The 26,337-nt window shown below is 46.6% G+C and carries 17 protein-coding genes and 1 pseudogene; 14 read left to right on the forward strand and 4 right to left on the reverse strand.

Annotation, left to right across the window (positions count from 1 at the left end; genetic code table 11):
• Nucleotides 1-140: 140 nt before the first annotated feature.
• Nucleotides 141-1,219 (reverse strand): annotated as a pseudogene (locus QT996_RS09760) (IS630 family transposase).
• A 701-nt stretch (nt 1,220-1,920) separates the two neighbouring features.
• On the opposite strand from QT996_RS09760, the gene QT996_RS09765 reads away from it, so the two are divergent.
• A complete protein-coding gene (locus QT996_RS09765; RefSeq protein WP_333046206.1) occupies nt 1,921-2,340 on the forward strand; it encodes a hypothetical protein in 420 nt (139 codons plus the stop codon).
• Here QT996_RS09765 and QT996_RS09770 read toward each other — a convergent pair.
• Nucleotides 2,317-3,780 carry a transposase gene (locus QT996_RS09770; RefSeq protein WP_333046207.1) on the reverse strand — a complete coding sequence of 488 codons (1,464 nt, stop codon included), beginning with the start codon at nt 3,778-3,780 and terminating at the stop codon, nt 2,317-2,319. The genes QT996_RS09765 and QT996_RS09770 overlap by 24 nt on opposite strands.
• Before the next feature lie 58 nt (nt 3,781-3,838).
• Here QT996_RS09770 and QT996_RS09775 point away from each other — a divergent pair, with 58 nt between their 5' ends.
• The 10 genes from QT996_RS09775 (at nt 3,839) to QT996_RS09820 (ending at nt 17,082) form a co-directional block, all read left to right on the forward strand.
• Entirely contained in the window at nt 3,839-4,069 is a 231-nt protein-coding gene (locus QT996_RS09775; RefSeq protein ID WP_333046208.1) for a hypothetical protein, read from the forward strand.
• A gap of 277 nt (nt 4,070-4,346) precedes the next feature.
• Nucleotides 4,347-4,769, forward strand: coding sequence for a plasmid mobilization protein (locus tag QT996_RS09780; RefSeq protein ID WP_333046210.1), 423 nt, complete (start codon nt 4,347-4,349; stop codon nt 4,767-4,769).
• A gap of 110 nt (nt 4,770-4,879) precedes the next feature.
• Entirely contained in the window at nt 4,880-7,207 is a 2,328-nt protein-coding gene (locus tag QT996_RS09785) for a hypothetical protein (RefSeq protein WP_333046212.1), read from the forward strand.
• A gap of 21 nt (nt 7,208-7,228) precedes the next feature.
• On the forward strand, nt 7,229-7,939 hold the full coding sequence (locus tag QT996_RS09790) for a hypothetical protein (RefSeq protein ID WP_333046213.1): 711 nt from the start codon (nt 7,229-7,231) through the stop codon (nt 7,937-7,939).
• A 22-nt stretch (nt 7,940-7,961) separates the two neighbouring features.
• Nucleotides 7,962-11,213, forward strand: a complete 3,252-nt coding sequence (locus tag QT996_RS09795) for a hypothetical protein (RefSeq protein WP_333046214.1) — start codon at nt 7,962-7,964, stop codon at nt 11,211-11,213.
• 5 nt (nt 11,214-11,218) lie between these two features.
• Nucleotides 11,219-12,226, forward strand: coding sequence for a hypothetical protein (locus QT996_RS09800; RefSeq protein WP_333046216.1), 1,008 nt, complete (start codon nt 11,219-11,221; stop codon nt 12,224-12,226).
• A 99-nt stretch (nt 12,227-12,325) separates the two neighbouring features.
• Nucleotides 12,326-13,456, forward strand: a complete 1,131-nt coding sequence (locus QT996_RS09805) for a hypothetical protein (RefSeq protein ID WP_333046218.1) — start codon at nt 12,326-12,328, stop codon at nt 13,454-13,456.
• Between the two features lie 24 nt (nt 13,457-13,480).
• A complete protein-coding gene (locus QT996_RS09810; RefSeq protein WP_325314634.1) occupies nt 13,481-14,197 on the forward strand; it encodes a hypothetical protein in 717 nt (238 codons plus the stop codon).
• Between the two features lie 34 nt (nt 14,198-14,231).
• Nucleotides 14,232-16,292: a hypothetical protein gene (locus QT996_RS09815; RefSeq protein ID WP_333046220.1), complete on the forward strand. Its 2,061-nt coding sequence runs from the start codon at nt 14,232-14,234 to the stop codon at nt 16,290-16,292.
• A 16-nt stretch (nt 16,293-16,308) separates the two neighbouring features.
• Nucleotides 16,309-17,082 carry a hypothetical protein gene (locus tag QT996_RS09820; protein WP_333046222.1) on the forward strand — a complete coding sequence of 258 codons (774 nt, stop codon included), beginning with the start codon at nt 16,309-16,311 and terminating at the stop codon, nt 17,080-17,082.
• 354 nt (nt 17,083-17,436) lie between these two features.
• Here QT996_RS09820 and QT996_RS09825 read toward each other — a convergent pair whose 3' ends face one another.
• Together QT996_RS09825 and QT996_RS09830 are read right to left on the reverse strand one after the other, a co-directional pair.
• Complete coding sequence (locus tag QT996_RS09825) at nt 17,437-17,712, reverse strand: lipase (RefSeq protein WP_333046224.1); 276 nt, start codon at nt 17,710-17,712, stop codon at nt 17,437-17,439.
• A gap of 152 nt (nt 17,713-17,864) precedes the next feature.
• On the reverse strand, nt 17,865-18,188 hold the full coding sequence (locus QT996_RS09830; protein WP_333046225.1) for a transcriptional regulator: 324 nt from the start codon (nt 18,186-18,188) through the stop codon (nt 17,865-17,867).
• Between the two features lie 805 nt (nt 18,189-18,993).
• Between QT996_RS09830 and QT996_RS09835 the strand changes: the two genes are divergently transcribed.
• The 3 genes from QT996_RS09835 (at nt 18,994) to QT996_RS09845 (ending at nt 26,091) form a co-directional block, all read left to right on the forward strand.
• Complete coding sequence (locus tag QT996_RS09835; RefSeq protein ID WP_333046226.1) at nt 18,994-19,287, forward strand: DNA primase; 294 nt, start codon at nt 18,994-18,996, stop codon at nt 19,285-19,287.
• Nucleotides 19,288-19,670: 383 nt separating this feature from the next.
• The gene (locus tag QT996_RS09840; protein ID WP_333046227.1) at nt 19,671-20,915 is read left to right on the forward strand and encodes a helix-turn-helix transcriptional regulator; all 1,245 of its coding nucleotides are present in this window, start codon (nt 19,671-19,673) and stop codon (nt 20,913-20,915) included.
• A gap of 544 nt (nt 20,916-21,459) precedes the next feature.
• Nucleotides 21,460-26,091, forward strand: coding sequence for a plasmid replication protein, CyRepA1 family (locus tag QT996_RS09845; protein WP_333046228.1), 4,632 nt, complete (start codon nt 21,460-21,462; stop codon nt 26,089-26,091).
• The last annotated feature ends 246 nt before the right edge of the window (nt 26,092-26,337 follow it).

Below are 26,337 nucleotides of genomic sequence, written 5' to 3' on the forward strand. Positions count from 1 at the left end.
CGGGTAATTAGTTATAATATTAATTCGGGCGCTCGAACTTGAATTCGGGCGCTCGAACTTGAATTCGGGCGACCGAATTTTAATTTGCACGTGAGACCACTCCAGAGCCGCTCTGGGTGAGCACCTCGAACTCATCGAACTCAATTAATTGTCAACGGTCGGCGAGTCAAAGGCCACCAATGAAAACAAGTCAGTCCACGAATCAAGTCTTGTTGACCGAGCAATTGCTGACAACGATAGACCAACAGCTCTTCTAACTCGTCAAGATTTTGGGGTGAGTAATTGGCTACGACTTCATTAGTAAGTGGCCACAATCGTTCTGCTGGCTGTAATTCGGGAGAATGTGATGGCAGCTCGAACAAATCAATGCCTTCAGGAATCACTAGCTCTTGAGACTGATGCCATCCAGCTTGGTCAACGACCAGCAGCACTCGTTTATCTGGACCCCATTCAAATACTCTCGTGCAAAATCGGCCAACACCCGATTAAACAGTTGAGTGTTGACAAACGGCAGCAACCACCAATAAGTTTCTCCTGACTCGGGGTGGACAAAACTATAAACCCACAGCCACTTGTATTGATGTTTGACCTCGGCACGCTCGTTGTTCCCCAACCAGCGTCCAGACTCGGCGCAATACTGGTAGCAGTCCCAAGCGATGTTCGTCCATCGCCCAAACTTCAATCTCTGCTTGAGGATATTTAGCTTGTAAAAATCTCAACTCGAAATGAAGTTTTTTTTCCACTGTTGTTGTTGAGAGATGTCAGTTTCCTGATGCTGCGGTCTGGGGACTTTCAAACGGTAGCCCATTTCCCGAAGATATTCCCATCCCCGATGGCGACTGATCTGCTCTCCTGTCCACTCACTTAACCAATCAGCGACTTTGCGACCATTCCATAAACCGCCATCGGGAGCAGGCCCAGATAGGACTTGCCACAGTTGCGCTCTTTGTAGGTCGTTGAGTTGAGGAGGTTGCCCACGATTGGACGAACGTCTATCGCTTAAGGCGCCAGCACCCAATTGGTTGTAGCGTCGCAGCAGTTGGTAAATCCAAATCCGGCTGTAACCGGTAACTTGAGACACCGCTAGTGGGGTGTGGCCCGAGGCGAGTAACCAGATGATCTGGTAGTGGCTGCGTTCGACTAACCCTGAACTTGTCCGGTAGCGAGTGTAGAGTTCCTGGACACTTAAGTGCGGTTCTAACTGGACTTTTTTTGGCATAGGGGGTTTGGCGTCCCTGTGAATCGGCTGCCCTTAATTATAACTAATTATCCGAACCTGATATTACTGGTCTTCTACAAGCCGTCACCATCGCACGCAATTCATCCGACGACTGTTTCGACTTCTGTTGGCAGTGCTCCACTTCAGAAATTTGCCTGTTAATTTCTAGAGCAGTATAAATATATCTCTGAACATTGCTATTGCTACTGCACTTTACAAAAAAGCGAAGTGGAAGAGTATTTTTTTCGGGCTACCAGAATGTTCATGCAGAGCGATCGTTCGCTATCTTAATCTGCTCTGTTGCCTCGCTGATTCGGGTACTAACCCCGCTGATGTTACGACTGCGACAAAGGTCAGGTTCTAAGAGGTAATACCTACCAGCAATAAGCGTAAGTTGCATCTTCCACACAGGGGTGCAACTTTTTGTGAGAAGGAACGCACCCCGATAGTTAGTGAAAGCCACAAAAAGCTTTATATTTTAACCCTTCTATTTCCTCTTATTCCCTCTTATTTCCTAATATCTCCTACTTGTCCCTAAAAATTCCTAAATTTTCCTCCAATTTTTACAAAATTTAATTAAGTTAAATTAACTTTCGCTGCTTTTTAATTGATTTTTTGTACTCCGACACCTCCTAAATCCTCCTAGTTAGTGTGCTGTCGCATAGCAAGCCATGTCAAATAGACGTAAGAGGGGGGTAAAAATGAGTAAATCGCCCAAATCGTCCACTTGTCAGAATTTGTGCAAAGGGCAACGACATATATTCGCTTTAACAGAAGTGGCTGACGAATACCTCTCCTCTGGCTACCGCCAGCAAGCAAGGCGATCGCTTGCTCTTAAAATTGACCAAATGCCACAAAAACACTACGCGCCCACTGAAATATCGCATACAACCCATACTACGGCCCCTGAACCGAATGCGATCGCCCTGCCTGACTATTGGGCGCAACCGGATTTCAAATTTGGGGATACAGTGAAAACCAACGACGAATCTTATATCGTCATCGGCCTAGTAATGGACACAGACTTGGACATTTGGAAATACCTGTGTCGCAGCCGGGATAACACAGAGCGATTCTTCTGGGAATATGAATTCTCCCTAACCAATCAGAGATGTGGTTAGGGTATCTGTGGTAGCTTGAGCTTGCAGCCACAAGCTACTGAGGGTTACAGGAATTCGCTGTGTCTGGGAAGAATCTTTTGCTTCCCAGACCCTCGTAAAATGGTGTCCTATAGCTTTATCGCCGTTCAAAATGGCGTACCAGTACCGCGCACCAATATTATACGATGCGCTCAAATCTGCGTTGTACTGCTTGCCTGATGTGAAGGTAGCTTGACTATAATTTTCTTTAGCCCGTTTCAGCTTGCCAGATCCATCATAGGCGTAGGCGGACGTGTATGCAGCATTAATTGTGAATATCTGACCACCAGATTCGCTCCACTTATCGCGAGTTAATCGCACGATGGCATCTTTGCACCAACGATGAAACCGTTGCTTGAGTGCCGTCCGTTTGCGCCCGCCTTTTGCTTTCCAGTAGCTCAGATTCTCAAACACAATGACCGATACGCCATGCCGTGAGGCAAAATCGACGATGCGGCGTGAAGTCAGTTGTCCAATCTGCTTGTTGATGTTCGCGGACTTCCGATAGTGACCGGAACAGAAGCCCTTGAACAACTCACCGCGCATTCGACGGGCGATCTTAGCCTTGCGACGAATCAGGGTCGCGCGTTTGTCGCGACGGTCTATGTCTCTAGCTTGGTCAATAAACAACCGCGCTTTTACAGTACCAGTCTTTCCGACAATCGACGCGACAGCCGTATTGTTAATGCCCAAATCGACCGCGCAAACATAATCCGAATCGGGCAGTTTGTCAGGATTTGTGGTGAATGGAACCGACAGACGGCAGTGCTTTGCGTTCACAACCAGCGTAGGCGACTCCTGAACGTTATTCGGGTTCAGGTGCCGTCCCTGCTTGCGTTCTGATTTTGCCTGCACGGTTAACCAAACCCAGTCCGAACCATTCCAGACTTTGATCTCAACCGTGCCGTTTGCGTGATATTTAATCGACTGCCCTCGATACAGCGCTGGGTAGGTGTTAGACATCGCGGTCAAAGATGGCGGTTTTGCAGAACGCTTGGATCTGATGCCGCGTTGCCATTGGTCATACCGGGTTCTAAAGCTCGATACGATTCCCATCGCCTCGTTAATCGCCACACGTCTGAGGTACGACGGAAACTTAAGAAACGCGGGATTGAGTCGCGCACGGTTTGCAAAGTAGGAATGCTTTGGAGTCGGATTCTTCGCGGTCTGGATGAACATCTTCTCGACAAACACAAAACGGTCGAGCGATTTCACTGTTTCTAGATTGTGCCACTGCGAGTTAACCGCAATCACCAACGGTCGAACAAACAAGCGGTATTGCTCGACAGTCAACCCTAAAACATGGTGTTCATCTGCGCTGACAAAGAGAACCCACTTGTCGGTTCTGACAAGTGAGGCTTGCACCTTTGCGGGCTTGCGATTTCTGTTTTTGGACTTAGTTCGTTTGGGGTTGACTGCCATTGTTCGACCTACAAATCGGCTTGACACCTTCTAGCATAGCGAACCCAACTAGGATTGAGTGGAATTTGGAGGAGAGGAGGATCGCGTTCACTTGCTCATTGACGCTCATCCTGCAATGGATCTAGCGACGGCGATCGCAAACCAGAAACCGTCCTCAACAACAAAGTACGATTGGCTGCAAACCATACTCAACAATGATGCACTTTGCCAACTTTCAAACAACAACATAGTCAAAGGCTACAAGCAATCCAATCCGCAGTATCCACCCTCGAATCAGCCATCTGGATGATAAAAACTGCTCCGGTCACTTCTCACTAATGCGACTCGTGACCGAACAAAACATAAACCGAAAGAAACAGGCTCATCTCCAACTGAATTGCTGACAATTGAATCAATGAAAGCAATGGATGAATCGCCGCGCAAACCTTGCCATCAAGGTTCAGGAAATTGTAGCGAACCTCGGTTGCTCAGCATTAAGTTAACTTGATGCCAACAACCGCTCTGACCTAATCCTTTGCTGTTCAACTTAGCCTTAATAAACCGTTAGTTAGCCCAAGAAAATTGATGTGCTTACAACTGTAACTATCCCCAAAAACCAACTTTCCAAACCCAACGGAAAGACTGAAGTCGTCCGAGTGCGCCTAACCACCTTTGAAAAGGCAGATTTAGTGAAACGTGCCGCAGAAGCAGGTGAAAAAAGCCTGTCTGACTACTTGCGTAAACGCGCTTTTAGCCTTGACCGCACAGTCCCCGCTATCAATGAAGGAACTTGTGCCCAACTGCGAAAAATGAGCACGCACATTTGCCAAATGACCAGGGGTGTAGAGACAGCAGTAAAAGCAGGACAGTTACCCAAACAAAACCTAGAAGTTCTGCAAGAATTCAGCAGAATGCTAGGCGAGTATCACCAAGAACTAAGAGGCAAAGTCAGAAAAGAACTTTTGAGCGAAACCCGCGAACCAATACCCCCGCTTGTGGATTACCAATAAAGCGATCGCGCAACTAGCCAATAGTCCTGTTTGACAATCTAAAGCACTGCTGAAAGTTCAATATCGAACCTAACAATCGCATCTAATTTCCTCGTAGGAGGTGAGAAAAAATGGCTGCCAAACTCTCAACTAAGCCCAACTCCAAAAGACAATTTTCTGCCCCAAAGCGTACTTGGTCTGTCCTAACAGCCACAGATCCAAAACACGTCAAAAAACTGGAACACATTCAGGAAACCCTTGATGCTGCCATAGAAACAATCCAAGAAGAAGGTGGCATTGAGGACTGGGAAGATTTCAAAAACTTCGTTGAATCCTTCAACAAACGACCCGACAGAATCAATGAATCTGGCAATCACAAAGCTAGTGTCAGCATGGATTTAGTTACTGAAGGAAAAGGAGGTGAGGTGTCTGGCTTTGTTTTCTATTTAACTAAAGACCCCAGCCAGAGAACTAGCGGTGTCTATTTAGTTAAAAATTTGAAACAAGCTGACGTTGAAACCAAAGACAATAACAATTACTATACTCCATCCCAAATTATGGACTTAATCGGGCTGGAGGCCAGTGATGAATTAGAGGAAGACAGCATTTCCGAAGAATTTGATGAAGAACTAGATGATGAATTGGAGGATGATTTAAGCGATCTAGAAGAAGATGCAGACATTCCCAGCCAAAATACGCAAACTCGCAAATCATCGCAGTCTAAACGGCAGCTAGGAAAGTCAGTAGCTTCTAAAGATGCTACCAGCAGAACGCAAAAAAAGGAGGAAGAAGATAATATTGAAGAACTACTTTCTGATGATGAGGATGCTCCTATCCCCAATGGTGTATTGGGCAAGATAGCTAAAAATCGCAGCGTTCTAAATCAGAATAATAACGGACAAATCAAGCAAAAAGTGGCTGAACAGCCCGAAGCAAAATATCCCTTACTCGACACCCTTGAAACTGTTTTAAAAGAAACCGAACGCCAAGGTGCAAGTGTCGCTTCTATGGGAAGCGAAATTAACGGATTAACCGTAAGTGGCTTAACCGTTCAAACTGCCTCTTTAATGGGTCTACTTGGAGCAAAGAGTATTGGGGAGCTAATTGATTACATCGAACAAGCGAGGGAAAAGGAACAGGCAGAAAAACTCGAAAAAATTCTCGAACAAATTGACTCATTAAACGATCGCACCGACCGAGTTGCGACTCGTGCTAAACACGCTGATGTCATTTCGGGCATAGAGGCAATAGATACCCGCACTGAAAAACTTGCTGAACGGGCTAAGCAGGTATTAGAACCGCCTGCGGCAACTGAACCAGAGGAATTGGAAACGAGCAACCCTCAGAGGAAAGATCGCGACATTGAAGCCAAGCTCACCGAGAAAGTTAAAATCAACAATCCCGAAACCAAGGCAGCTCAAATTGGCGAAAGAATTGGCGATCTAGAGAGCAAGCTCAACCCAAACTCCCAAAAATCTAGACCTCTACAGCTCGATAAAGATACCAGCATCAGCGAACAGTTAGACCAAATTCAAGACTATTTAAGCAACCTCTCAAAGAGGTTGGATCGCCTTGAAAGTATCGTTGACAAACTGGAACATAAAATGACCGTTCAGATGCCTGTTGAATCAGAATTTAATCCTAATTCACAAGGGCCAGAAACTCGTCAAAAAGTTCAGGCCACCGTTACTGCACCTAACAGTATCGACAAGGAGGAAAGCGAACCAGAGGATCTTCTTAGCAAAATGGTAGCTCAAACAAAAGTACAGCAGCAGCGAGAAACTGTAGCAGATTGCTTGGTCAATTATGCTTTCGCTACGGGGCAGTCTCCCCGATCGGGAATTGCTTTTGATGGTGGCGGCAGCTTGTATGTAACTGGTGAAAATAACGAAGTTAAAGTTGCCGTCAAAGGCAGCGATAATACCGAAATTTTTGCCGGAACCAAGAATGGCGAACGCTGGAAATTTGAGCCGGCTCGGGACAAGCTAACTCCAGAAGAAAGAGAAGCCATTTTCAAATTGCCTCAGTCGGAAGAAGAATACAACAAGCTAGCAACTGCCCAGGCTTTAGTTGAAAAGTTTCAGGACACCTTCCCCAAACGCTTTAGCGGGGAAAAAGATCCAGTGTTTCCTTGGAAAGAATCGCGTCGCGAAGACGGCACGACCGGGGCAGTCAAATACGAATTTGAAATCCTGGATCTGCCGGACGGGTCAAAACAACTGATCGGAACTGACCCCCGCCAAGGTGACGCACAAGTGTTCGATGCCGTTCTGGTCAAAGGAAAGCCACCAGACGTTCGACAGTGCCACATTGCTGTTGAAGAAATGGAGGCTGTAGTCGGCTCCCCAGAGCCACAAAAAACTCAATCTAGAGAGTCTCAAGCATCTAAAGACTACAACTATACCTCGCCAGAACGCAAAGAACAATCGCGAGAAGACAGCAACGAATTGCAAGCATAAACTACTTTGAGGACAAATCCAATGCAAAACGATTACTTACACAACAACTACCGCTCTCATGGCGATCGCACTAGCGTTGCTAACCAAAGCATTATCCACAAACGCCGCAGCCATTTTAGCAAATTCATGCGTAAATTCAAACTCAATAACGCCGATTTAGCCTTCATTGCAATTTGCCTAATTGCAGCCATTTATCTAACTCTTGTCCAGCCCTTATTTGTCAGCGTATTTAGCTGTGCATCTCTGGTGTTCTTCGGACTATGGCAAATTACCCGCAGCGTTCCCATCCTCGAAAAACTGCTGGGCAGCAAAATTCGCTTCTGGCACTTAGCCGTTGCTGTCATCACAGTAACAATGTTCCTGAATAACTTTCAGACCCCAGCCCAAGCCGTTTTTCTAAGCGGTCTCCAAGCATTTATGACCAATCTAGCAACCGAAGCTGGAGCAGCCGGAGGAGGAACAGCCATTGACGAATCAACAATCGCTTTAATTTTCAATGCCATTCGAGGCGTATTTCTCTTGCTAGTAGCCGCCGCAGCTTTATTCGCTTACAACCAAGCGCAGCAAGGTAACGATTGGCGGCCAATTGTCACCCAAATTGCCCTCGCCTTCGGCATTGTAATTGCCATAGACGTAGTAACGTTCTTATTCGTCGGCGACGGCAGCGGTACTACAGCCGGCTTGGTTCCCAACCTGCCACCGCTGGGAGCGATTACAACTTTGACCTTTTAGAACTAAAAAAAAGGAGTCACCAATGGCTTTACGAGATCCAGAAAAAGACTTTATCAGAGTCAATAAAATCCTGGGCAAACAAGCAAGTATCGGGTTCATCCCTGCCAATCAAATTCTACCTTGGTGCTTCTTAACCGCCATTGCATACACCTTAACAATGGGTCTATTTAGCCTGGGATTGGGTTGGTTCTTCACTGTCTCGCTTTGGCTGATTGTAAGCTGGTGGCTCCTCACAGGAAATCAACCCCACCTCTTTACTGACAAATTCCGCAAGCCCCCCGGAGATGAGTGGTGTAGCGGCGACAGCTTCTATATTTCTCCTATCTCTTCCCTGCGCCCTCCTAGCATCCAAGGCAAACCTTACGATTCACAAATCCGCATCAAATTGAAACCCAAAATTGTACCCAATCAATATGGGGGAAGGAGCAAATTTATGCCTTTCCAAAATGAAATCAACCTCTGTTGTTTGGTAGAAATTGAAAAAGATGGCAGACAAGTGTCTGGGATGCTTCTCAATAACGGGACTAGCTACCAACTGGTATTTGGATTCCGCCTCCGAGGACTTCACAACCTACTATTCAGGAGCGAAGTATCAGCATTTGCAGCTTCTCTTGAAGAAGGAATGAAAGACATCCCACCCAGTGAAAAAATCACTTTCTGCACCGGTTGTTACAGTAGCGATGCTGCTCGGCAAAAAGAATTAGAACAACTAGCTGACACCGCTGAACTCCAACCCGTATCTGTACTGCTCCGAAATGAACAGCGCCGCCTCCAACAACAAACTAATCAAGGCACTAGACAAGTATGGGAGCAAATTGCTTTCTGTACTTGGACAGCCGATAACGAAGGCGAAACCATCTCCAGAGATTTCATTGGTAAAGCCATTGATGGAGTCAAAAAATTGTGCGATTCCCTTGTGGAAACCATTGCAGGCAACACCAGAATTTACAGAGAGCAATTTTACACCAAGCTGCTCCTCAACTCTTTTGAACAAGGATTCCTCCGCTGGGAAATTCTCCTGAACACCAAAATGGGGCTAGAAATTAGTCCTATGAATTCCTCAGAACTTTGGGAGTGGCTGTGGCTGCGATTTAACAGCAGTAAACCACCGCAAATCCCTCAAATTGTTAAACTTGAAGAAACCCATTCTGGCTATCAACTCAGCGAAATTAAGACAACTGACAAACACATTTGTACAGTTTTAATTGAAGGAACGAATGGCGTATCCTCCTGCCCCGAACACCGCAAGACCAACAACCGCGTCTATCTCACCGGAAAGGGAAAAGAATGCGCTGTTCTGACAATGTATGACGCGCCCGCAGGCTGGATTAATACCCGCCAGCAATTGAAATGGATTTGGGAGGTGATGTCCTCAAGCTACGTCCGCGATACAGAAGCTTGGATAGAAATTAGCGCCGGAAATTCCCTCGTAATTAATGATAACTTAGCCCGACAAGCGAAAGGAGCAAAAGCCGCTAGTAGCAGAGCGATAACTAAAGGGCAAGGGCGCGATATTGGCGCTGAAATTAAACAGGAGGAATCTTTCGATGCCCAGCGCCGACTTTACCAAGGAGCCGTACCCCTAAATGCAGCCGTTGCCTTTTTAGTGTACAGAAACACAGCGGAAGAATTGAGCCAAGCCTGCAATGTACTCTCTAATAGTTTTGGAACTGCGAAAGTCATCCGCGAGCGGAACGTTGCCTGGGATATTTGGCTGCAATGCCTGCCCATTACTTGGAAATGGTTGCTGCATAGCGGTTCATTTTTGAGCGAACGCCGCCTCACCCTCGACACTGAAACTGCCGCTGGAATTCTGCCGCTAACTGTTCCCCGCGATTTGGATAAAAAAGGAGTTGAATTTATCACTCATCGAGGCGGAAAGCCAATTTTTATCGACTTGTTTTACAGCCAAATTAGTCGCGCTTTAATTACTGGCGAATCTGGTTCAGGCAAGAGCGTTTTGGGGTGGCGTTTTGCCATTGAAGCTCTGGCGAATAACATCCCTGTTGTCGGGATGGACATCAGCAGCGGGGGTAACAGTACCTTCAAAACCGCGATCGAACTTTTGGGCGACCAAGGCGCATATTACGACATCAGTCAAGGATCTAGCAATTTAGTAGAACCGCCAGACCTCCGCAAGTTCGACAAAGCTGAAAGAGAACGGCGGATGGAATCTTGGAAAGAATTTATCCGCAAAGCTGTGGTGGCGATCGCTATGGGCAAAATTCACAATCCCCACCTAGCCCAGCGGGTAGATTCAATTATCCTGCGAATGCTCGATATGTACCTCAGAGATCCCGAAATTATCGCTCGGTACAACAAAGCATTTGAAAAAGGTTGGCGATCCCCAGAATGGCAGCAAATGCCAACTCTCCAAGATTTGCTGAGGTTTTGCAGCAAAGAAAGGCTCAACCTCAAATCGTTTGAAGAACTGGATAGGCTAGCCATCAATCAAATCCTCAGCCAAGGAAATGCTTTGCTAACATCCCGCTTAGGAAAAGCCATCGGTCAGCCCAGCACATTTTCCCCTGAACCGGCTGTTAAATTCTTCGCCCTATCGGGACTTTCTAACGAACAAGATGCCTATTTAATGGCAATTAACGCCCATGCTGCTTGCATTCGCAACGCTCTTTCTCACCCCAAAAGCTTATTTATTGGAGATGAATTGAGCGTCCTACTCAAAAAAGATGGTTTTGCATCAGTTGTCGGCGAACTTTGCGCCACTGGCAGAAAAGATGGCATAGCTGTCTTACTATTGAGCCAAGATTTTGATGCTATCTGCGAATGTTCCGCAGGAGCACAAATTCTGCAAAATATGGTCTACCGAATTACCGGCAGAATCACCAATTCTGGAGTAGCAGCCGCTCACAAATATTTAGGGTACGACCCGCAAATTATCAGTTCCAATGCCACAGAATCTTTTCTACCCAGAGCTGCTGACCTCTACTCCTGCTGGCTAATTGAGAAAGGAGGAAGATTTTGGCGATCGCGATTCTACCCCGGAGAGATGATGTTGGCATCAATTGCTAACAATCAAAATGAAAAAGAAGCCCGCGATCGCATCATGGCTCAATATCCTCCTACCCTTAAAGGGCAGCTTCAAGGGCTAAAGCATTTCACCCAAGAATACATTGCAGCGGTGAAAGAAGGAAAAGGCTTCGACCACATTGGTCAAAATTTAGAAATTGCCACCCTAGCTGCCAATCCTCAGCCAAAAGTAGCATCCGACGTTCGCAGTAACAAGTCTCAAGTTTTTGCAAAAATCCCCAAATAACTGCCATGAAATATCAACTTCAATTAATGCAGCAACCTGCTACAAAACTAGCAGCAGTTTCCCTGTTAGCCAGTTGGGAATTAATCGTTCAAGTCAGGCCAAGTTTAGCTCAAACAACTCCTCCTTTCGTACCCGGTACACAAGAAGCGACTGTAAAAACTCCAGCCCCAAGCGTTTTCGTACCCGGTACACAAGAAGCGACTGTGAAATCTCCAGCCCAAAACATTTTCCTGCCAAGTACACAAGAAACGACCGTGAAAACTTCAGCCCCAACTGCGGGAAGTTTCTTAGCTCCCATTGCAGATGTTTTCAAACAAGTCAACGATTTTATCGGCGACATCCAAGGGTTCGTGCAAAACGAGCTATTTGGCTCCTTAAACGAACTCCTTTCCTCTTCTCTCGGAGCTATCCAAATTCCTGATTTGAGCCAAGTCAGCAGCCAAATTATTAAAGCTCCAACATCCCAGACAGAAGGAACAAAACTATCAGATTTACTCGAAACTAAATCGAGCAAATTAGACGGCAAAGGTTCATATAACATCATGTCTGACTTAGACGCTCAAGCTCAGCGCAGCGCCGCTATCGGCATAGCTGACGGAGCAACCCTCAGCAAAGAAGCTCAAACCAACAGCTTCCAAGTGTTAGAAGCCACTCGCCAAGATACCGAACAAAACATCCAATTGGGCGAAGAATCGCAGAGCCTCGACGTTACTCAACAAATTCTCCAAAACCTCTCGCAACAGACCGCATTGAGTGCACAAGTTCAAATGCGAAATTTACAGGAAGCTCAGCAAGCTCGCACAGATCGAGCCATTAATAACGTGCTGCTATCGCAAGCTGCTAAGGAAATATCCGCGCTCAATACGGGAGATCGCCGAGGCAGCACTGCGTCTGGAAACCAAGCCAGCTATCAGGCGGGAATGTTGATGCTCCCCGGCGGCGGCTATTTGGGAAAACCGAATGACAGCAGCACAACCCCGATTTCAACTAACAGGTTTGTCGCTCCCAATTAATGCTCCGAGCCGTTAAATTGAATCCGCGATTATCTGCCTAGTTTAGGTACAGACTGACAGTTTTGTCGAATACAAATTTGAAGTTTTTTCCGAGGAAAAATGAAAAAATTTTTAGCACAAATTACACCACCGACGAGTGGTGCAGAAGGATCATCCTTGGACATAGTTAGCGAGTCAATTAACCTGGCTAAGACTACCTCAGAATCTTGGGACAAAGTTTGGATTAGCACGATTGACCCGATCGCTTCTGGGCTGTGGGTCGGTCTAGTATCCCTCGGCATCACCCTAGCAGCCATCAGCATCCTGTTCTTAACTCTAAGCAGCGGGAAAGACATTATCGAAAAGCAATCATGGTCAGAACTAGCAGCACTGTTCGTCTGGCCGCTCGTCATCATGCTGTTCCTCGGCGCTAACGGCAAATTGCTAGCCAATACCGTCATTTTTACTAGAAGTTTTGCCTACAGACAAGTCCAAAGTGTCCTAGAAGCGCAACTAGGAGAAATGACATTTAGGGACGCGATCGCCAATGTCACTATCAGCAATATCGGCCGCCAACAACTAGAAAATCTCTACGGTGAATGCCGAAATAAAGTCGGACAAGAACTGCTAACCTGCTGGAATTCCAAGCAAGAAGCTGCTCGGAAAATTGTTAGCGAAGCTGAAAGGCAAGCCGCCGGCTCAGCCCCTCTGCAAGCGCTGCGGGCTTTTGGTGAAACCCTCTGGAATAATAGCTTGCTCGGTGCTGCTCAAGATGCCACGACTTTTATAACTGACCCCGGTTCAGTGTTTCGAGAAAAAGCAATACCAATCATCCGATTCATTCTTTATAGCATCCAGTGGGCGTTTGTCAACATCCTTGAAGCAGCCCTTTTACTAACAGCATTCTTTTCGCCGATCGCGATGGGGCTGTCGCTACTTCCCTTGCAGGGCAGGCCCATTTGGGCTTGGGCAACTGGATTTCTGAGCTTATTTGGTGTCCAACTTGGATACAACATCGTTGTCGGGCTAGCAGCCACCGTGCTAGTCAATTCTGGAGCCGAATTAGCCAGCGATGTCGCCTTCCTCTTTTTCATCAGCATTTTCGCACCCGGCTTAGCTCTATTAATCGCCGGCGGCGGCGGAATTGCCCTATACAACGGCATTGCTAGCAATGCTAAACAACTCGTCGATGTTTTGAGCAATGCCATAGGAGCAGCCGCTAATTTGGCGATGAACAAAGGATTTAAGTAATGTCACTAATTACCAAAAGATTTTATGAAGCTACAAAGATTTTCACAAACTGCATTGTTGCCAGAAGCTAAAAATCTACTGGCATTGTGCTTCCTCATCCTAACTGGAGTAAATATCCTCGCCCTAATTCTGCACCTCTTCGTCGCGTACCGAATCAACTCGGTAGCTGCTATGAAGACAACACAAGTCCAGCTAATCAACGGTCAAACTTACTACGTAGCAGAACGAGATCGGTTTTTTCGGTATCCCTCAGTCATCCAAAATTTTGTCAAAAATTGGGCCGAGTTAACCTTCAACTGGGACAATAAAATACCAGGAACTAACGATACAGATTCAGGGATTAAAGTCAATTCCAAACGAGTTCCTACCAGCACTTATTTTGCTTCGTTACTCCTAGAACCCAATTTTGGCAAAGCTTCTCTCCCTGACATCGCTGAACTCGTCCCCAATAAAGTTTTTACGGGTCAATTGCGAGCAACTGTCATCATTTCTTTTTTATCCGAACCCAGAGAAGTCCGTCCCGGCGAATGGGAGATTGACATGATTGCCACTCGGTTGCTTGTCGATCGCACGTCAGGAATCGATCAAAGAATTCCTTTCAATCGCACTTTCCGAATCAAAGCAGTAGAAATCCAAACCCCGCCGCTAGGTAGCCAAGCCTCAGCTTTTGAACAGAAAGTTTATGAGCTTCGCTCGGCCGGCTTAGAAATCAACAAAATTACCGAATTCAAACCTAAATAATAGGATAAAAATCGAAATAATAGGAGATAAAAACATGAGTGAAAAAGAACTTCAAAATGGACACGAATTTGATGGCGAACCCGATGAAATTGAAGAAGTTTCCTACAATACGCCACCTAAAAGCACAACTAGCCACCCTTTTAATGGCAACAATTCCTCTAATGAAGCCAATAACTTTTCCCACAGTTTTAATGGCAACAACTCCTCTAATGAAGCCAATAACTTTTCCCACAGTTCTAACAGTTTTCAGGCAGCTAACGCTCCTAATGGCGCTGGCAGCAATGGCAAAAAGACCTTTGGCTCGCGCTCAGTTGAGCCATTGAGCCGTGAGGAGGAAAGAGAATTAGCCGGACATGACGGAGAAGCCGATGAATTATTGACCTCTGAATACAGAATTAAACAGGACAACGAAGGAGCAGAAACTCATCCTGTTTCTGAGAAGCCCGAAGTTCGGACGTTTTCAGTATTAATGGGTACTGGCGCAGTTCTCGGCATCTTGGGATTCTTTTGGTTTGTGTTCTTTGCTCCTAAACCCGTCCGCCAACAGGCAAAGACGGCGAACCCTAAACCTGCTCAAGTTTCTGAAGACGAGTCAGGAGAACTAAAAAGTCGGCTGGCATTTCAAGATCAGCAGCGGGCGCTAGAAGTTCAGCCACCTGAACCTAAAAATCGATCAACCCCTGCTCCCAAACCGACACCTGCACCAAAACCTGTACCAGCCGCTAGAAGATCTCAAACCCCGAGGCCGGTTCAAAACTTTAATCCGCCACCAAGGACGGTACAGACCATTCCTCCTCCACAGCCGCCATTACCGCGCCCTGCACAGCAGCCTGCACCGCCCCCGCCTCGCCCTCGTCCGACGCCATTACCGCGCCCTGTGCCGCCACCCGCACTGCTGGCACTTCGACCTGCGCCACCACCCCCGTCGCCCTCACCAGAAAAAGTAGATCCTTACGAGCGCTGGGCGCAATTAGCTTCTCTGGGGCAAAGCAGAAGTCAAGCAGTTAAAGAGCTAAATGCTGGAGGTATTTCTGCTAGTTCCCCAACTTTAGATCGCGCGATCGCGCCGGGGATGACAGCGGCAAGCTACCCTGCCATACCGCCAGCAATACTAGCAGCAACACAAACACCACCCCCCAGCACAGTAGCAATTGCGCCTACAGCAGCACAGGCACCGCCCCCTAGTGCAGTAGCAATTGCGCCGGTGCCATTGCCCCAACAGCAGCCGATGCCACCGATTTCTCAAAACCCGCAGCCAGTGCTAGTCAGTTCGCCAAAAAGCCCACAATCGGCTGCACCAATGCAAGAGATACCCGCGATCGCAATTGGAGTTACTGACTCTGCTGCAAACGCCAATAGAATGACCCCTGGAGAAGCTGGAATCCTCAACCGCACGACCGCCGGCGAAAACACTGAAGGCAGCACAGCAATGAGAGAGATAGCCATCGGGTCATCTGCTCAAGCCAAGGTAATCGTGCCGATGATTTGGGACGAAGCAGGCCAAAGCCCAACAGCCGGAAGGTTTGCCGTCCAATTGACCGAGGACGTGATAGCAACTGACGGGGCGATCGCCTTACCATCTGGCACCGTCTTAATCACTCAAGTAGAAAATGTCACGCGCGGAAATCGGCTGGTTTCTCAAAGCGTAGTGGCGCTTGTTTACCCCGATGCTGCTGGCCGCATCCAACAAGTACCCATTCCACCCGGAAACTTAATCGTTCGCGGAACCGATAACCAACCTCTTATTGCCGACAGTTTATTTGACAGAGGTTCTGAAATAGCCAAGGCTGATATTTTAGTAGGAATTCTCGGCAGCTTAGGGCAAGTAGGAGAAATAATTAATCGACCCGCCCAAGAAACTTTCAGCCAGCAAAGCGGCTTTTTGGGCAGTACGGCTGTTAAAACCACAACCTCACCTAAACCTAACATCCTAGCCGCCGCCTTAGAGGGATTCTTTACACCTACTGCCCAACGGCTGCGAGAAAGATCGGATCGCAACGCCCAAGAACTTTTGAAGCAAGGAAATGTAGCGATTGTACCAGAAGGAACTCAAGTTTCAGTATTTGTCAATGCCTTTGTCACAGTGCAAAGATAACGGAGGTAAAATAACCATGAACAAACTCACTCGAAAAATTAGTTTGGCTTTAATTTCTCCTGCCTTAATAATTGCCACTGTATTCACTACAGTTAATATTGGGCAAGCTCAAACATCAGCGCTAAAAATTGTCGGAAGAGATGCAGCAATCAATACAACTACCAACCTTCAAGTATGGTCTGGCCGTTCCAGCGTTATTGACTTTAGCCAGACTGGTGAAGTCATTATTTACATCCGGTTAGCAGATCCTTCCAGGGCTGTCTTTAACACTGATGCTGAATTAAAAACTAACCAAGCTAGAACCATATTTGTCCAACCAATTCAACCCTTACAATTCCCTGGCGCTACAACAGCAAACATTACTAACCTGTTCGTTAAAACTCGCTCTCCAGAAGGAATTGAACGCCTTTATACCTTTAATATCGTTCACCAGAATGGGCAACCTACTAATAATGGTATTGCCATCTCTACGATAGTGCCTGGGCAGGAACCCAGCGTAACTTTAGCAGACAATCGAACGGCGGCACTCAGCGACATCGAACGGGGATTAGACCTTGCCATCCTTCGAGGCTACACGCCTCCCAATGACCCCGTTGTCTTCAAAGTTCGAGAATTCATCTCTCTAGCTCGAAATGGCACAGCTATTGCTAAAGCTGCTGAGAGAACTAATCTATCAATGTCTGTTGTTATTTCACTAGGGCAGTTAGGTTTGACCAGGGAACCTTTGTATGAAATTCCAAAAACGCCATCTCCTTCGCTCCCCCCTTTAACTCGAACTCCAGGAAATTAAATCCGTTTACTCAACCAAAAATTTCAACTTCGTATCAAGCAATAGTTTGGACAGTTTTTAGCTCACAGCCTGAAATCCTTGCTGGTATGCTCAACTCATCAATAAAGGGTTTCCTTATCAAAAACCTGCTAATTTTGTCACTTCAGGAGTTGTAGGACTTGACCTAAATATTTCCAATAATCTACATCGTTGGGTTGAGCTCCTACAATCAACCTACTGTTGCTACTGTTGCATGATTTTGAAGAACTGGTAGGTTATTTCTGCCTTGCTAGAGTAGAAACTTGGTTATTTTACTCTAAGTTTGACCTCAGTTCTTACTTTCCCATCTCAAATTTATCGGTCATTTTTTAGGAACTATTTCATTGAAGCTATAGCTATAGATAGGGGTTCAGCCACTTGTAAGTCTTCAATCAGATTATCAACCCACCCCTGATAAGAGATGTATGGCACCTTAAAAACAGGTCTTAACTCTTCCCAATCCTCCACTTGAAAAAGATAGGGCGCTAACTGTTCTAAGTAGGAACGACCGAACTGAAATTCCATGTTGAGATTCCGAATCTTCGACAGTAATTTCTCTGAAATGGAAAGTTTTTCAAAGATATCTAATTCTGAAATACCCTTAACTGCCATGCTGTCTATTAACAAGACATAAAGCCTTTTGCGGGATGTTATATCCGGTAATAAATCAGCTTTAATACGCTGTAAAAATAAGTCACGCTTCTGAATTTGTTCGGCAGTTAGCGTGGCATTGAAATATTGAATAAATGGATATTTTTCTCTTGTTAAGATACTTTCCGATACTTCTGCTGTCGTGCTTTTTTTTTACGAGCGATCGCCTCATAGGGATCTTCATCCCCTTCCGCATATTGCATCAACTCTGTCATAGACCAACCGATCGCATAGGCAAACTGGACTAACTTTTGCAATCTGGGATCGGCTTTGCCCTCGCTCCAGTTCACCAGGGTGTTGAATGAAACTCCTGTAATCCTTCCTAGTTCCCTAGAACTACCAACGCGCTCATCCTCCACCAACGCCTCTATTAACTGACCGAGACGTTTCTGGATTCCACTATCGAGCGCTAAATTTTCCTCTACTTTCGTTGACATTCCTGTTTTCTAATAGCTAAGGAGTTGCCGCAGGCATAATTGTATCGCCTGTATTATACCAGAATAACTCGTTTTACAGTCAATAGTATGATTCGCCTAACTTAATCTAAGCTCCAATCGCTAGCCTTAGACGGGATAATGATAGCCACTAATACTTTGACCCAAAACGTAACAATTCTTTACTTGATCAAAGTTATACTCGGCTATATGCTAGTTAAATGATAAATACTTTTATCAGACCCTCAAAAAATTTTGCCTCACCCTAATCCTAGTCGGAATCGCAAGTGAGGCTATTCTACCAGTGGAAGAGATACAGTTGTACAGAAAAACAACCTTAGAATCCCCATTCTGATTTTTTTCTGAACTGGACTCTTCCCAGACATTAAACACCGACGGCTGTTTGACAGCGATAGCCACCGGAGCTACTGAAGTTGTCATCTGACTAAGAGTTAACTGCCAGACCGGGCAGACTCTTGACTGTACTTCCATCGGCCGGACTTAACCGACTTTTGATGGCGGTACATCACATCTATCGGCCGAATTGTTGGAGCCGACTCTTGATGATGGTACATCTCTGGCCGACTTGTTAGAGCCAGCTTTTGATGATGGTACATCTCTGGCCGACTTGTTAAAGCTGCCTTGATGGTTTTTCCATATTAAACCATTAGAAGCAGTGAATCAATAGGTATGTCTTAGAATTTCTAGTATTTAAGACATTTGCTGCTCCAACATTCGGCTTCCTCTACCCTTTGGAATAGGAGCCAAAATGCACTACAACGACCTAAGCACCCGCCTGTACTAGGGCTTGTCGCGGATTCCTCAAGACTGGCAACTCTGCTTGCTCGACGGCAAGAAAGTCCCTCAAGGCACGGGCTGGCAGCAAAAGCCACTGACTCCCGCCCAAATGAAAGAAGCCGTAACCAACGGCTGGACGGTAGACAAAGCCGATGGCACTCAATACCGCTGCTACCCCAAAGGCTACGGACTGATCACCGGTACGCCAATTGCCGCCAACGGCGCTGCTTACGTAGTCATTAGGGCAATCAAAGACTGGCAAAAGCAAAAGAACTCAGAAACCGCGAAGACGGAGGAGAGTTGATAGCGATCGCTGACATTTACCCCCAGCCCTGCCACCGCCGCTACTGGGTGAGTGATCGCAACGGCCCCACAGAAGAGCGATTTACTTCGTAATGCGAGAAAACTTTGTAATTAGCAAACCCATCAACCTGACAAGCACGATGGACCGACCATAACAGGTGGAGACAGATCACCCCCATGTCTGGCAAGAAAATCTGCGATAATCAAAACCTTGAGGTTAATATAGACTCTAATAACCTTAGCAACAGCTCCTACGCGGAGCCAAAGCAATCGCAACGGTCACATAAGTCATCTACAGAACCCCGCCTCTGCCAAAGAAAATTCTACGAAGAATGCCCCAGTAGTGCAATCACAGATACGATCTATACGGCTGGAGTCACTGGTATGGATTTCTGGGAAATAAGCGAAACCAGTTTGAATGGTCGCAAAGATTTTTCCAAAGGTCGAGTTGAATTGCAAATCCGCGATCGTTTCGACCTAACAGACTTTGCTGAAATTGCCTATCAAGCCAAGGAAATTATCGCCCAGAACTTCGGAGAAGAAACCCTCAAACTGCACTATGCACTGGCAATGATTGCCTTCCGCAAGCCCGAAGTCGGGAGAGAGCAAATTACAGTATCAGCATCTAAACTCCTAGCTGACTTTGGTGAGAATAACAAAAAGAAACACTACATCCCAAAAGCCGAACGAGACGCCAATAGCCAGCCAGCCCGATACCTTTCTAAAGAAGAAAAACTAAGAGCCTTAGCCTATCATGGATATCTGCTAAAACGATTAGAAGTTTCCGTTAAAGCTTGGCGGATACGCAATAAAATATTTACTATTGAACACTCCAATCTCTGGGAGATTTTTCAAATTACCGAGGTGTTTCATCAAGAAAAAAACACCTTGATCGATATTGAAATCACTTATCGCCCTGGCAAATGGTTTGACAAATTTGCAGGTCACGAATACTTGCGGGAATTTGGCTACATTACCAGCGAGGCGCTAAAACTAGATTATTACCAGGAAAAAATGGCTCTCAGACTGGCTTATTTTGCCCTATTTGCCCTGCAACAGCACAAAAGCGGTCGGTATCAAATAGAAACACTGCTGACGCGAATCGGGTATAAGAACGACATAGAGACAGCCAAGAGAAACGGAGTTACTGCCTCGAATTTAAAGCGCAGCTTCGATCGAGGGCTGAAAACACTGGGAAATTTTGAATACCCCTACCTCTTTGACTACGAGTCCGATGTCCCTGACTGGGCGTATCCAAACAGCCAAGTTAAAAAGCCCCATCACTGGTTTGAAACCTGGCTACAACTTAACGGGACTTTACGCCAGCCAGAAGCGCTACCCAAACACCCACAACAACCCGAACCAAAACCAGAGCAACCGCAACCGCCCAAAAGACCCGCCCACAAGCAGAAGTCAGCTCAGCCAGCAGCCAACCTAACCGAACCCATAGCTTTTGGTCAATGGGTGAGAGAAGCTCGGAAAACTATGGAAGAAAGCCTGAGAACAATGGCAAAAGAGCTGGGGATTTCAGCATCCCAGCTATCTCAGATTGAAAACGGCTGCTATCCACATACCATCAAGCCCAGCCTGAAAACCAAGATAATTCGTCACCTTGGCTTAAATGAGTAACTAGCCAACCAAAAGGCATCTTGCATCCAGCGGAAAGACTCCCAATTCACGGGGTCTTTTTAGCTTTTTGAGCAGCAGAGTGTTTAAACCGCTAAACACCTAAAAAATTGGCAAATTTGCTTGAATCTCTTATCTGACAATGGTTTCAGCGCCTAAACACTTTGGGGGTATTCGGAAAAGTTTAGGGGGTATTCGGAAAAGTTTAGGGGGTATTCGGAAAAGTTGTAAATTTGAAACCTTTGTCCTGTATAGCTTTCAGCGCCTAAAAATCTCCTGAGTAGTTTGAGTAGTTTAACGGAGTGTCACTAACCACAGCAGCCGAGTCAGACAGGCTAAGGATTGATTTCAAATTCTGCCCAATATAAAACGTGACGAGAGAAATTTATCTGAGGTGCTGGAAGCATTGCCGTCAAACCAAACGCACGGGAATTGCCCGCAGCCTTGCTGACACCAGAGAAACACCCCTACCCCTACGAAAAGCCCCCTCAACCCCGCCTAACCGCTTCCGGCTGCCCCGACCTTCCACCAACACCGGGGGTGTCCAATGACATCACCCATCTCCCCCCTGTCCGAATGGCTGGCTTCGGCCATAGACCCCGACCTCATCGCCCTCAACGTCCAAACCCTCTCAGGCGACACCCCCTACCCGTACCTCCTGTACGAAATCAACGCCGCCTCCGGCAGAGTCCACCCCGACGCACAATGGCGGTGGGCCAGAAAGCACTACAGCCACATCGAACACGGTGGCTGGTGGTGCAATGGTCTTGACCCCCTCAACAACTGGCAGCCCATGTATTGGGGCTGCTTCAAACCCCACCAGCCCCGAAATACCTTTGACCCCAAAGGCAAAATCAAACCCGTCAAATACGAACACCCCCCCAAAACCCCCACCAGAGCCTTCTTCCTGCAAGTCCCAGACCACATCTGGGCAAAAGTCGCAGCCCGCTACGGTGTCCCCATCGACCCAGAGGATTTGGGAGATGGGGAGCTCTTGAGCAAGGGAGACGGGGAGCAAGGGAGACGGGGAGACGGGGAGACGGGGAGACGGGGAGACGGGGAGAGGGAAGACGAAAATCTCTCCTCTGCCCCTAGCCCGTGCAGCCCCTCTGCGACCCCTACCTCATCCCTGAACCAGCCTCAGTTCTGGCAATGGGTATGGGACAACAACATCCCCGTCATCATCGTCGAAGGCGCAAAAAAAGCCGGATGCCTACTCACACTGGGCTACGCCGCCATCGCCCTCCCCGGTGTCACCGGCGGTGTCAGAACCAAAACCCCTCAAGGGGAAAAATGCGACCCCTACCTCATCCCCGAACTCCAACACTTCGCCACCCCAGGGCGGGAAATCTACATCTGCTTTGACCGCGACAGCAAACGCCAAACCATCCAGAACGTCAACCGGGAAATTGGCAAACTCGGTCGCCTGTTCACAGCCGCCAAATGCCCCGTCAAAGTCATCAACCTGCCAGGGCCAGAAAAAGGCGTTGACGATTTCGTGGTATCAAAGGGCGAAGATGCCTTCAGCGCCCTCAAAAATGAAGCGCAAGGCTTCCAATTCTGGCTTGATAGGGAATCATGGCTTTTAACGTATCCCGCGTCTTTAAAGCTAAATTCTCGCTATTTGGGAAAACTCCCCTATCCAGAGTCCGGGTTAGCCTGCATCAAAGCCCCCAAAGGCACCGGCAAAACCCAAGCCCTCACCAACTTAGTCTCACAATCCCTTTCCACAGGCGATCGCCGCGTGCTGATAATTACCCATAGGATTCAACTAGGCAGGGCGATCTGTGCCAGCTTAGGAATCAACTACATCGACGAAACCAGAGACTCAGCCCTTGGTAAACTGTTCGGATATGGCTTGTGCATAGACAGCCTCCACCCCCTATCTCAAGCTAAATTCAATCCAGAAGACTGGTTCGGTGCGATCGTCATCATCGACGAGTGCGAACAAGTCATTTGGCACGCCTTAAACAGTTCAACTTGCCGCGAAAACCGAGTCGCCATCTTGCAAACTCTGCAAGAACTCATCCACAACGTCTTGACAAGTGGCGGCTTAGTTGTTGCCCAAGATGCAGATTTATCGGATTACAGCATAGACTACCTAATAGCCATAGCAGGCATTCCTATTTCCCCTTGGGTTGTTATCAATGAGTGGCAGCCAAAACGAGGGCGAGATGTGACTTTTTTTGCCACTTCTAACCCGGCTTCGCTGTATGTGCAAATGGAGCAAATTCTGTCTCAAGAAGTCACTTGTTGTGACATTGAAAGCCGTGCCGAATGCTGTCCTATAAGCTTAAACTGTGCCGAATTTGGTGGTAAAACTCCTGCTGAATGTAGTTCTGAAAGCCATGTCAAATGTTCTCCTGTAATCCGGGGTGAATATGGGTTAAAAAGCCGTGCCAATTTTTGTCCTATAACCTGTGCTGAATATGGCTTTAACACTCGTGCCAAATGCTCTCCTATAACCTGTACTAAATATGGCTCTAAAAGCCCTACTGAATATTGTCAGAAAACCTCTGGTCAATATCCTGTAAAATGCGCTAAACATGACAGTGACATCTGTTGTGCTAAATATGGTCAAAAAGCCTCTGGTCAATATCCTGTAAAATGCGCTAAATATGACAGTGACATCTGTGCTAAATATGGTCAAGAAACCTCTGGTGAATGTCCTGTAAAACCTGCTCAATGTGACTGTAAAAGCCATCCTGAATATTATCAGAAAACCTCTGGTGAATGTCCTATTGTAAAAGGCGCTGAATGTGACTGTAAAAGCCATCCTGAATATTATCAGAAAACCTCTGGTGAATGTCCTATTGTAAAATTCACTGAATGTGACTCTAAATGCTTTGCTAAATATGTTTCGGAAAACCCTAGTGAATATGACTGTAAAAACCCTGCTAAGTGTGATTGTGAAACAACCGCAAAATGTAGCCCAATAAACTTTACTGAATGTAACTTTAAAAATTTTACTGAATCTCACCCTATAGAGCGATATCGCCCGCGCATTATGGTTGTAGAAGACTCACAAAAAGTTACAGGAAATTGGTCTTGCCGCAACCTTGAAACCCAACTGCAAAAACGCTTTCCTCATCAGCGAATTCTCAGGATTGATAGCGAATCAGTATCAGATCCAAATCATCCCGCTTACGGTTGCATTGACCAACTAAATACGCTCATACAAAACTATGACATCATCATCGCTAGTCCCACAATTGGCACTGGAGTTAGCATTGACCTTCGCCATCATTTTACAGCGGTTTTCGGCATTTTTAAAGGAGCAATTGCTGTCAATGACGCTTTGCAAGCACTAGCGCGAGTTCGAGATGAAACTGTGCCTTGGTTTGTCTGGACTGCGCCCTTTGGTGTGGGCAAAATTGGCAATGGCAGTTCGAGTTACCAAGCAATTCTAAAATCTCAAAAAAAAGTCATCACAACCAATCTCAAATTGTTGCAAGGCGTGGATTTTGACATTGATGAAGCTTGCGACCCAATTAACTTGCGAACTTGGGCTAAAATGGGGGCGAGAATTAATGCTGGGATGTGGAACTACAGGGAGGCAATTTGGGAAGCTTTAAAAGCTGAAGGGCATTCTGTTTCGCTATGTCGAGAAAATCAATTACAACAAGAACTCAAAGTTTTGCTGTTACGACAGCTTGCAGCAAACAATGCTCAAAATTGGGATTTATTGGAAGAACTAGAGTCGCAAGACCGCAAATTAAAGTCGGAGTTAGATAGCCGGGAAACGGTAGCAGCTTGCATCCGTGCAGAAGCGACATCTATCAAGGAAGAGAATAAATTGTTAGAAGCGCAGGCTGTTAATAATGCTTCTGAGATTACTCTTTCTAAATACTTAGAATTGAAGGACAAACGGGCTAAGACTCGTGATGAACTAAACCAGCAGCGCAAGTATCAATTACAAGAGACTTATGGAGTGCCCATCACGCCTGAACTTAAGTTGAAGGATGATGCTGGCTGGCTGCCTCAAATTCGCTTACATTACTATTTGATTTATGACCCGGAGTTGGTCAGATTTCGAGATAAAAATCACTTGGCGGGGCATCTGGAAAGGGGGCAAGGAAAGGTGTGTCCTCAAGATTTGCGTTTGCTGACGGCAAGTGTGGAAGCTTTGAAGGCGTTGGGGATAAAGTCGTTGTTTAATGTTAATCGAGAGTACCGAGGGACTGACGCGGATGTGATAGCTTTTGCGGAACAAGTGAAGCAGTGCAGTGTTGATATTAAGGATTTTCTGGGTATTAGTGTCAGTCCTCAGATGACACCAATGGAAGTGGTGCAGTATATTTTAAGGGGTAAGCTGGGCTTTACTTTGCGGCGGGTTCGCCAAGAAAGGTCGGAGGAACGAGATGCTAAAGGTCGGCCCAAACGCATTAGAGTTTACCAGTTTGAGTTTCCCCAGGATGGCAGGGAGGCGATTTTTGAGGTTTGGCAGCAGCGGGATAAAGAGGCAGTTTCTTTGGCGGAAGGTGCACGAAAGTGTTTAGAAGGGGTTTCTAGTGGCACAGGGTTGGATAATAATATGGGGATATCAAAGGGTGTGTTTTCTCAGGATTTCCCTCAACAAAATAATGAGGTGGAAACTGTTGGCACAGGGTCGGATAATAATATAGGGATATCTGAGGTTGTGCCGCCTCTTGGTTTTCCTCAACAAAATAATGAGGTGGGAACTGTCGGCACAGGGTCGGATAATAGTATAGGGATGTCAGAGGGTGTGTTTTCTGAGGGTGTGCCTCAACAGATTAATGAGGTGGGAACTGCTGGCACAGGGTCGGATAATAATATAGGGATGTCAGAGGGTGTGCCACCTCTGGGTAAGGAATGGGGTCACGCCTCTCAAGTGTTCGGAGTGGAAGCTGAACCCGCAGAGACAACAGTAACAACAGAAGGGATGGGAGTTGCAGCTTCTTATGAAGCGATAGAGCCGGAAAATCACGTCATTCCCACACCGTCCAATCATGTTACTCCCACACTTGAGGCAAAAGTACCCCAAACTGCACCGTTTGAGCTTAAAGTTGGCTCGGTGGTGAGGTTCTGCGGTGAGGTTCAGAAATATGTCGTTAGAGCTGTTGCAGGGGCTCAGGTAATGGTGAAATCCCTGTTTTCGGGGCAATTCGTCAACACTTACGCGCACCGCTTAGAGCTTGCAGAAGGGGGGACAGGATGAGTCTCTCATGGCGATCGCGATTGATGCTCAGTATTTATTCAGGAGTTGCCTGCTGCTCAACATACTTTTTAAGTTGCTCATTCGGTAATTGTCACTTCACCCATAACGAAAGCAGTAGCCACTTTATCAAATGCGCCGGAAAACCCCAACCTCAACGAAACGGAGAAACAGATCCGCGCTTGGGGGAGTGAATTCGGTTGGGGATGAAAGGCGCAAAAAGTAAGTCAAATATCCAGTTAATGTCAT

The organism is Microcoleus sp. S13C4, from assembly GCF_036700865.1.
Taxonomy (GTDB): Bacteria; Cyanobacteriota; Cyanobacteriia; order Cyanobacteriales; family Microcoleaceae; genus Microcoleus.

Coding starts and splice junctions, on each gene's coding strand:
- QT996_RS09830 (WP_333046225.1), bottom strand. CDS start 18,188: ATGTCAACGAAAGTAGAGGAAAATTTAGCGCTCGATAGTGGAATCCAG.
- QT996_RS09810 (WP_325314634.1), top strand. CDS start 13,481: ATGAAGCTACAAAGATTTTCACAAACTGCATTGTTGCCAGAAGCTAAA.
- QT996_RS09845 (WP_333046228.1), top strand. CDS start 21,460: ATGACATCACCCATCTCCCCCCTGTCCGAATGGCTGGCTTCGGCCATA.
- QT996_RS09805 (WP_333046218.1), top strand. CDS start 12,326: ATGAAAAAATTTTTAGCACAAATTACACCACCGACGAGTGGTGCAGAA.
- QT996_RS09800 (WP_333046216.1), top strand. CDS start 11,219: ATGAAATATCAACTTCAATTAATGCAGCAACCTGCTACAAAACTAGCA.
- QT996_RS09820 (WP_333046222.1), top strand. CDS start 16,309: ATGAACAAACTCACTCGAAAAATTAGTTTGGCTTTAATTTCTCCTGCC.
- QT996_RS09785 (WP_333046212.1), top strand. CDS start 4,880: ATGGCTGCCAAACTCTCAACTAAGCCCAACTCCAAAAGACAATTTTCT.
- QT996_RS09825 (WP_333046224.1), bottom strand. CDS start 17,712: ATGGCAGTTAAGGGTATTTCAGAATTAGATATCTTTGAAAAACTTTCC.
- QT996_RS09765 (WP_333046206.1), top strand. CDS start 1,921: ATGAGTAAATCGCCCAAATCGTCCACTTGTCAGAATTTGTGCAAAGGG.
- QT996_RS09840 (WP_333046227.1), top strand. CDS start 19,671: ATGGATTTCTGGGAAATAAGCGAAACCAGTTTGAATGGTCGCAAAGAT.
- QT996_RS09815 (WP_333046220.1), top strand. CDS start 14,232: ATGAGTGAAAAAGAACTTCAAAATGGACACGAATTTGATGGCGAACCC.
- QT996_RS09770 (WP_333046207.1), bottom strand. CDS start 3,780: ATGGCAGTCAACCCCAAACGAACTAAGTCCAAAAACAGAAATCGCAAG.
- QT996_RS09795 (WP_333046214.1), top strand. CDS start 7,962: ATGGCTTTACGAGATCCAGAAAAAGACTTTATCAGAGTCAATAAAATC.
- QT996_RS09790 (WP_333046213.1), top strand. CDS start 7,229: ATGCAAAACGATTACTTACACAACAACTACCGCTCTCATGGCGATCGC.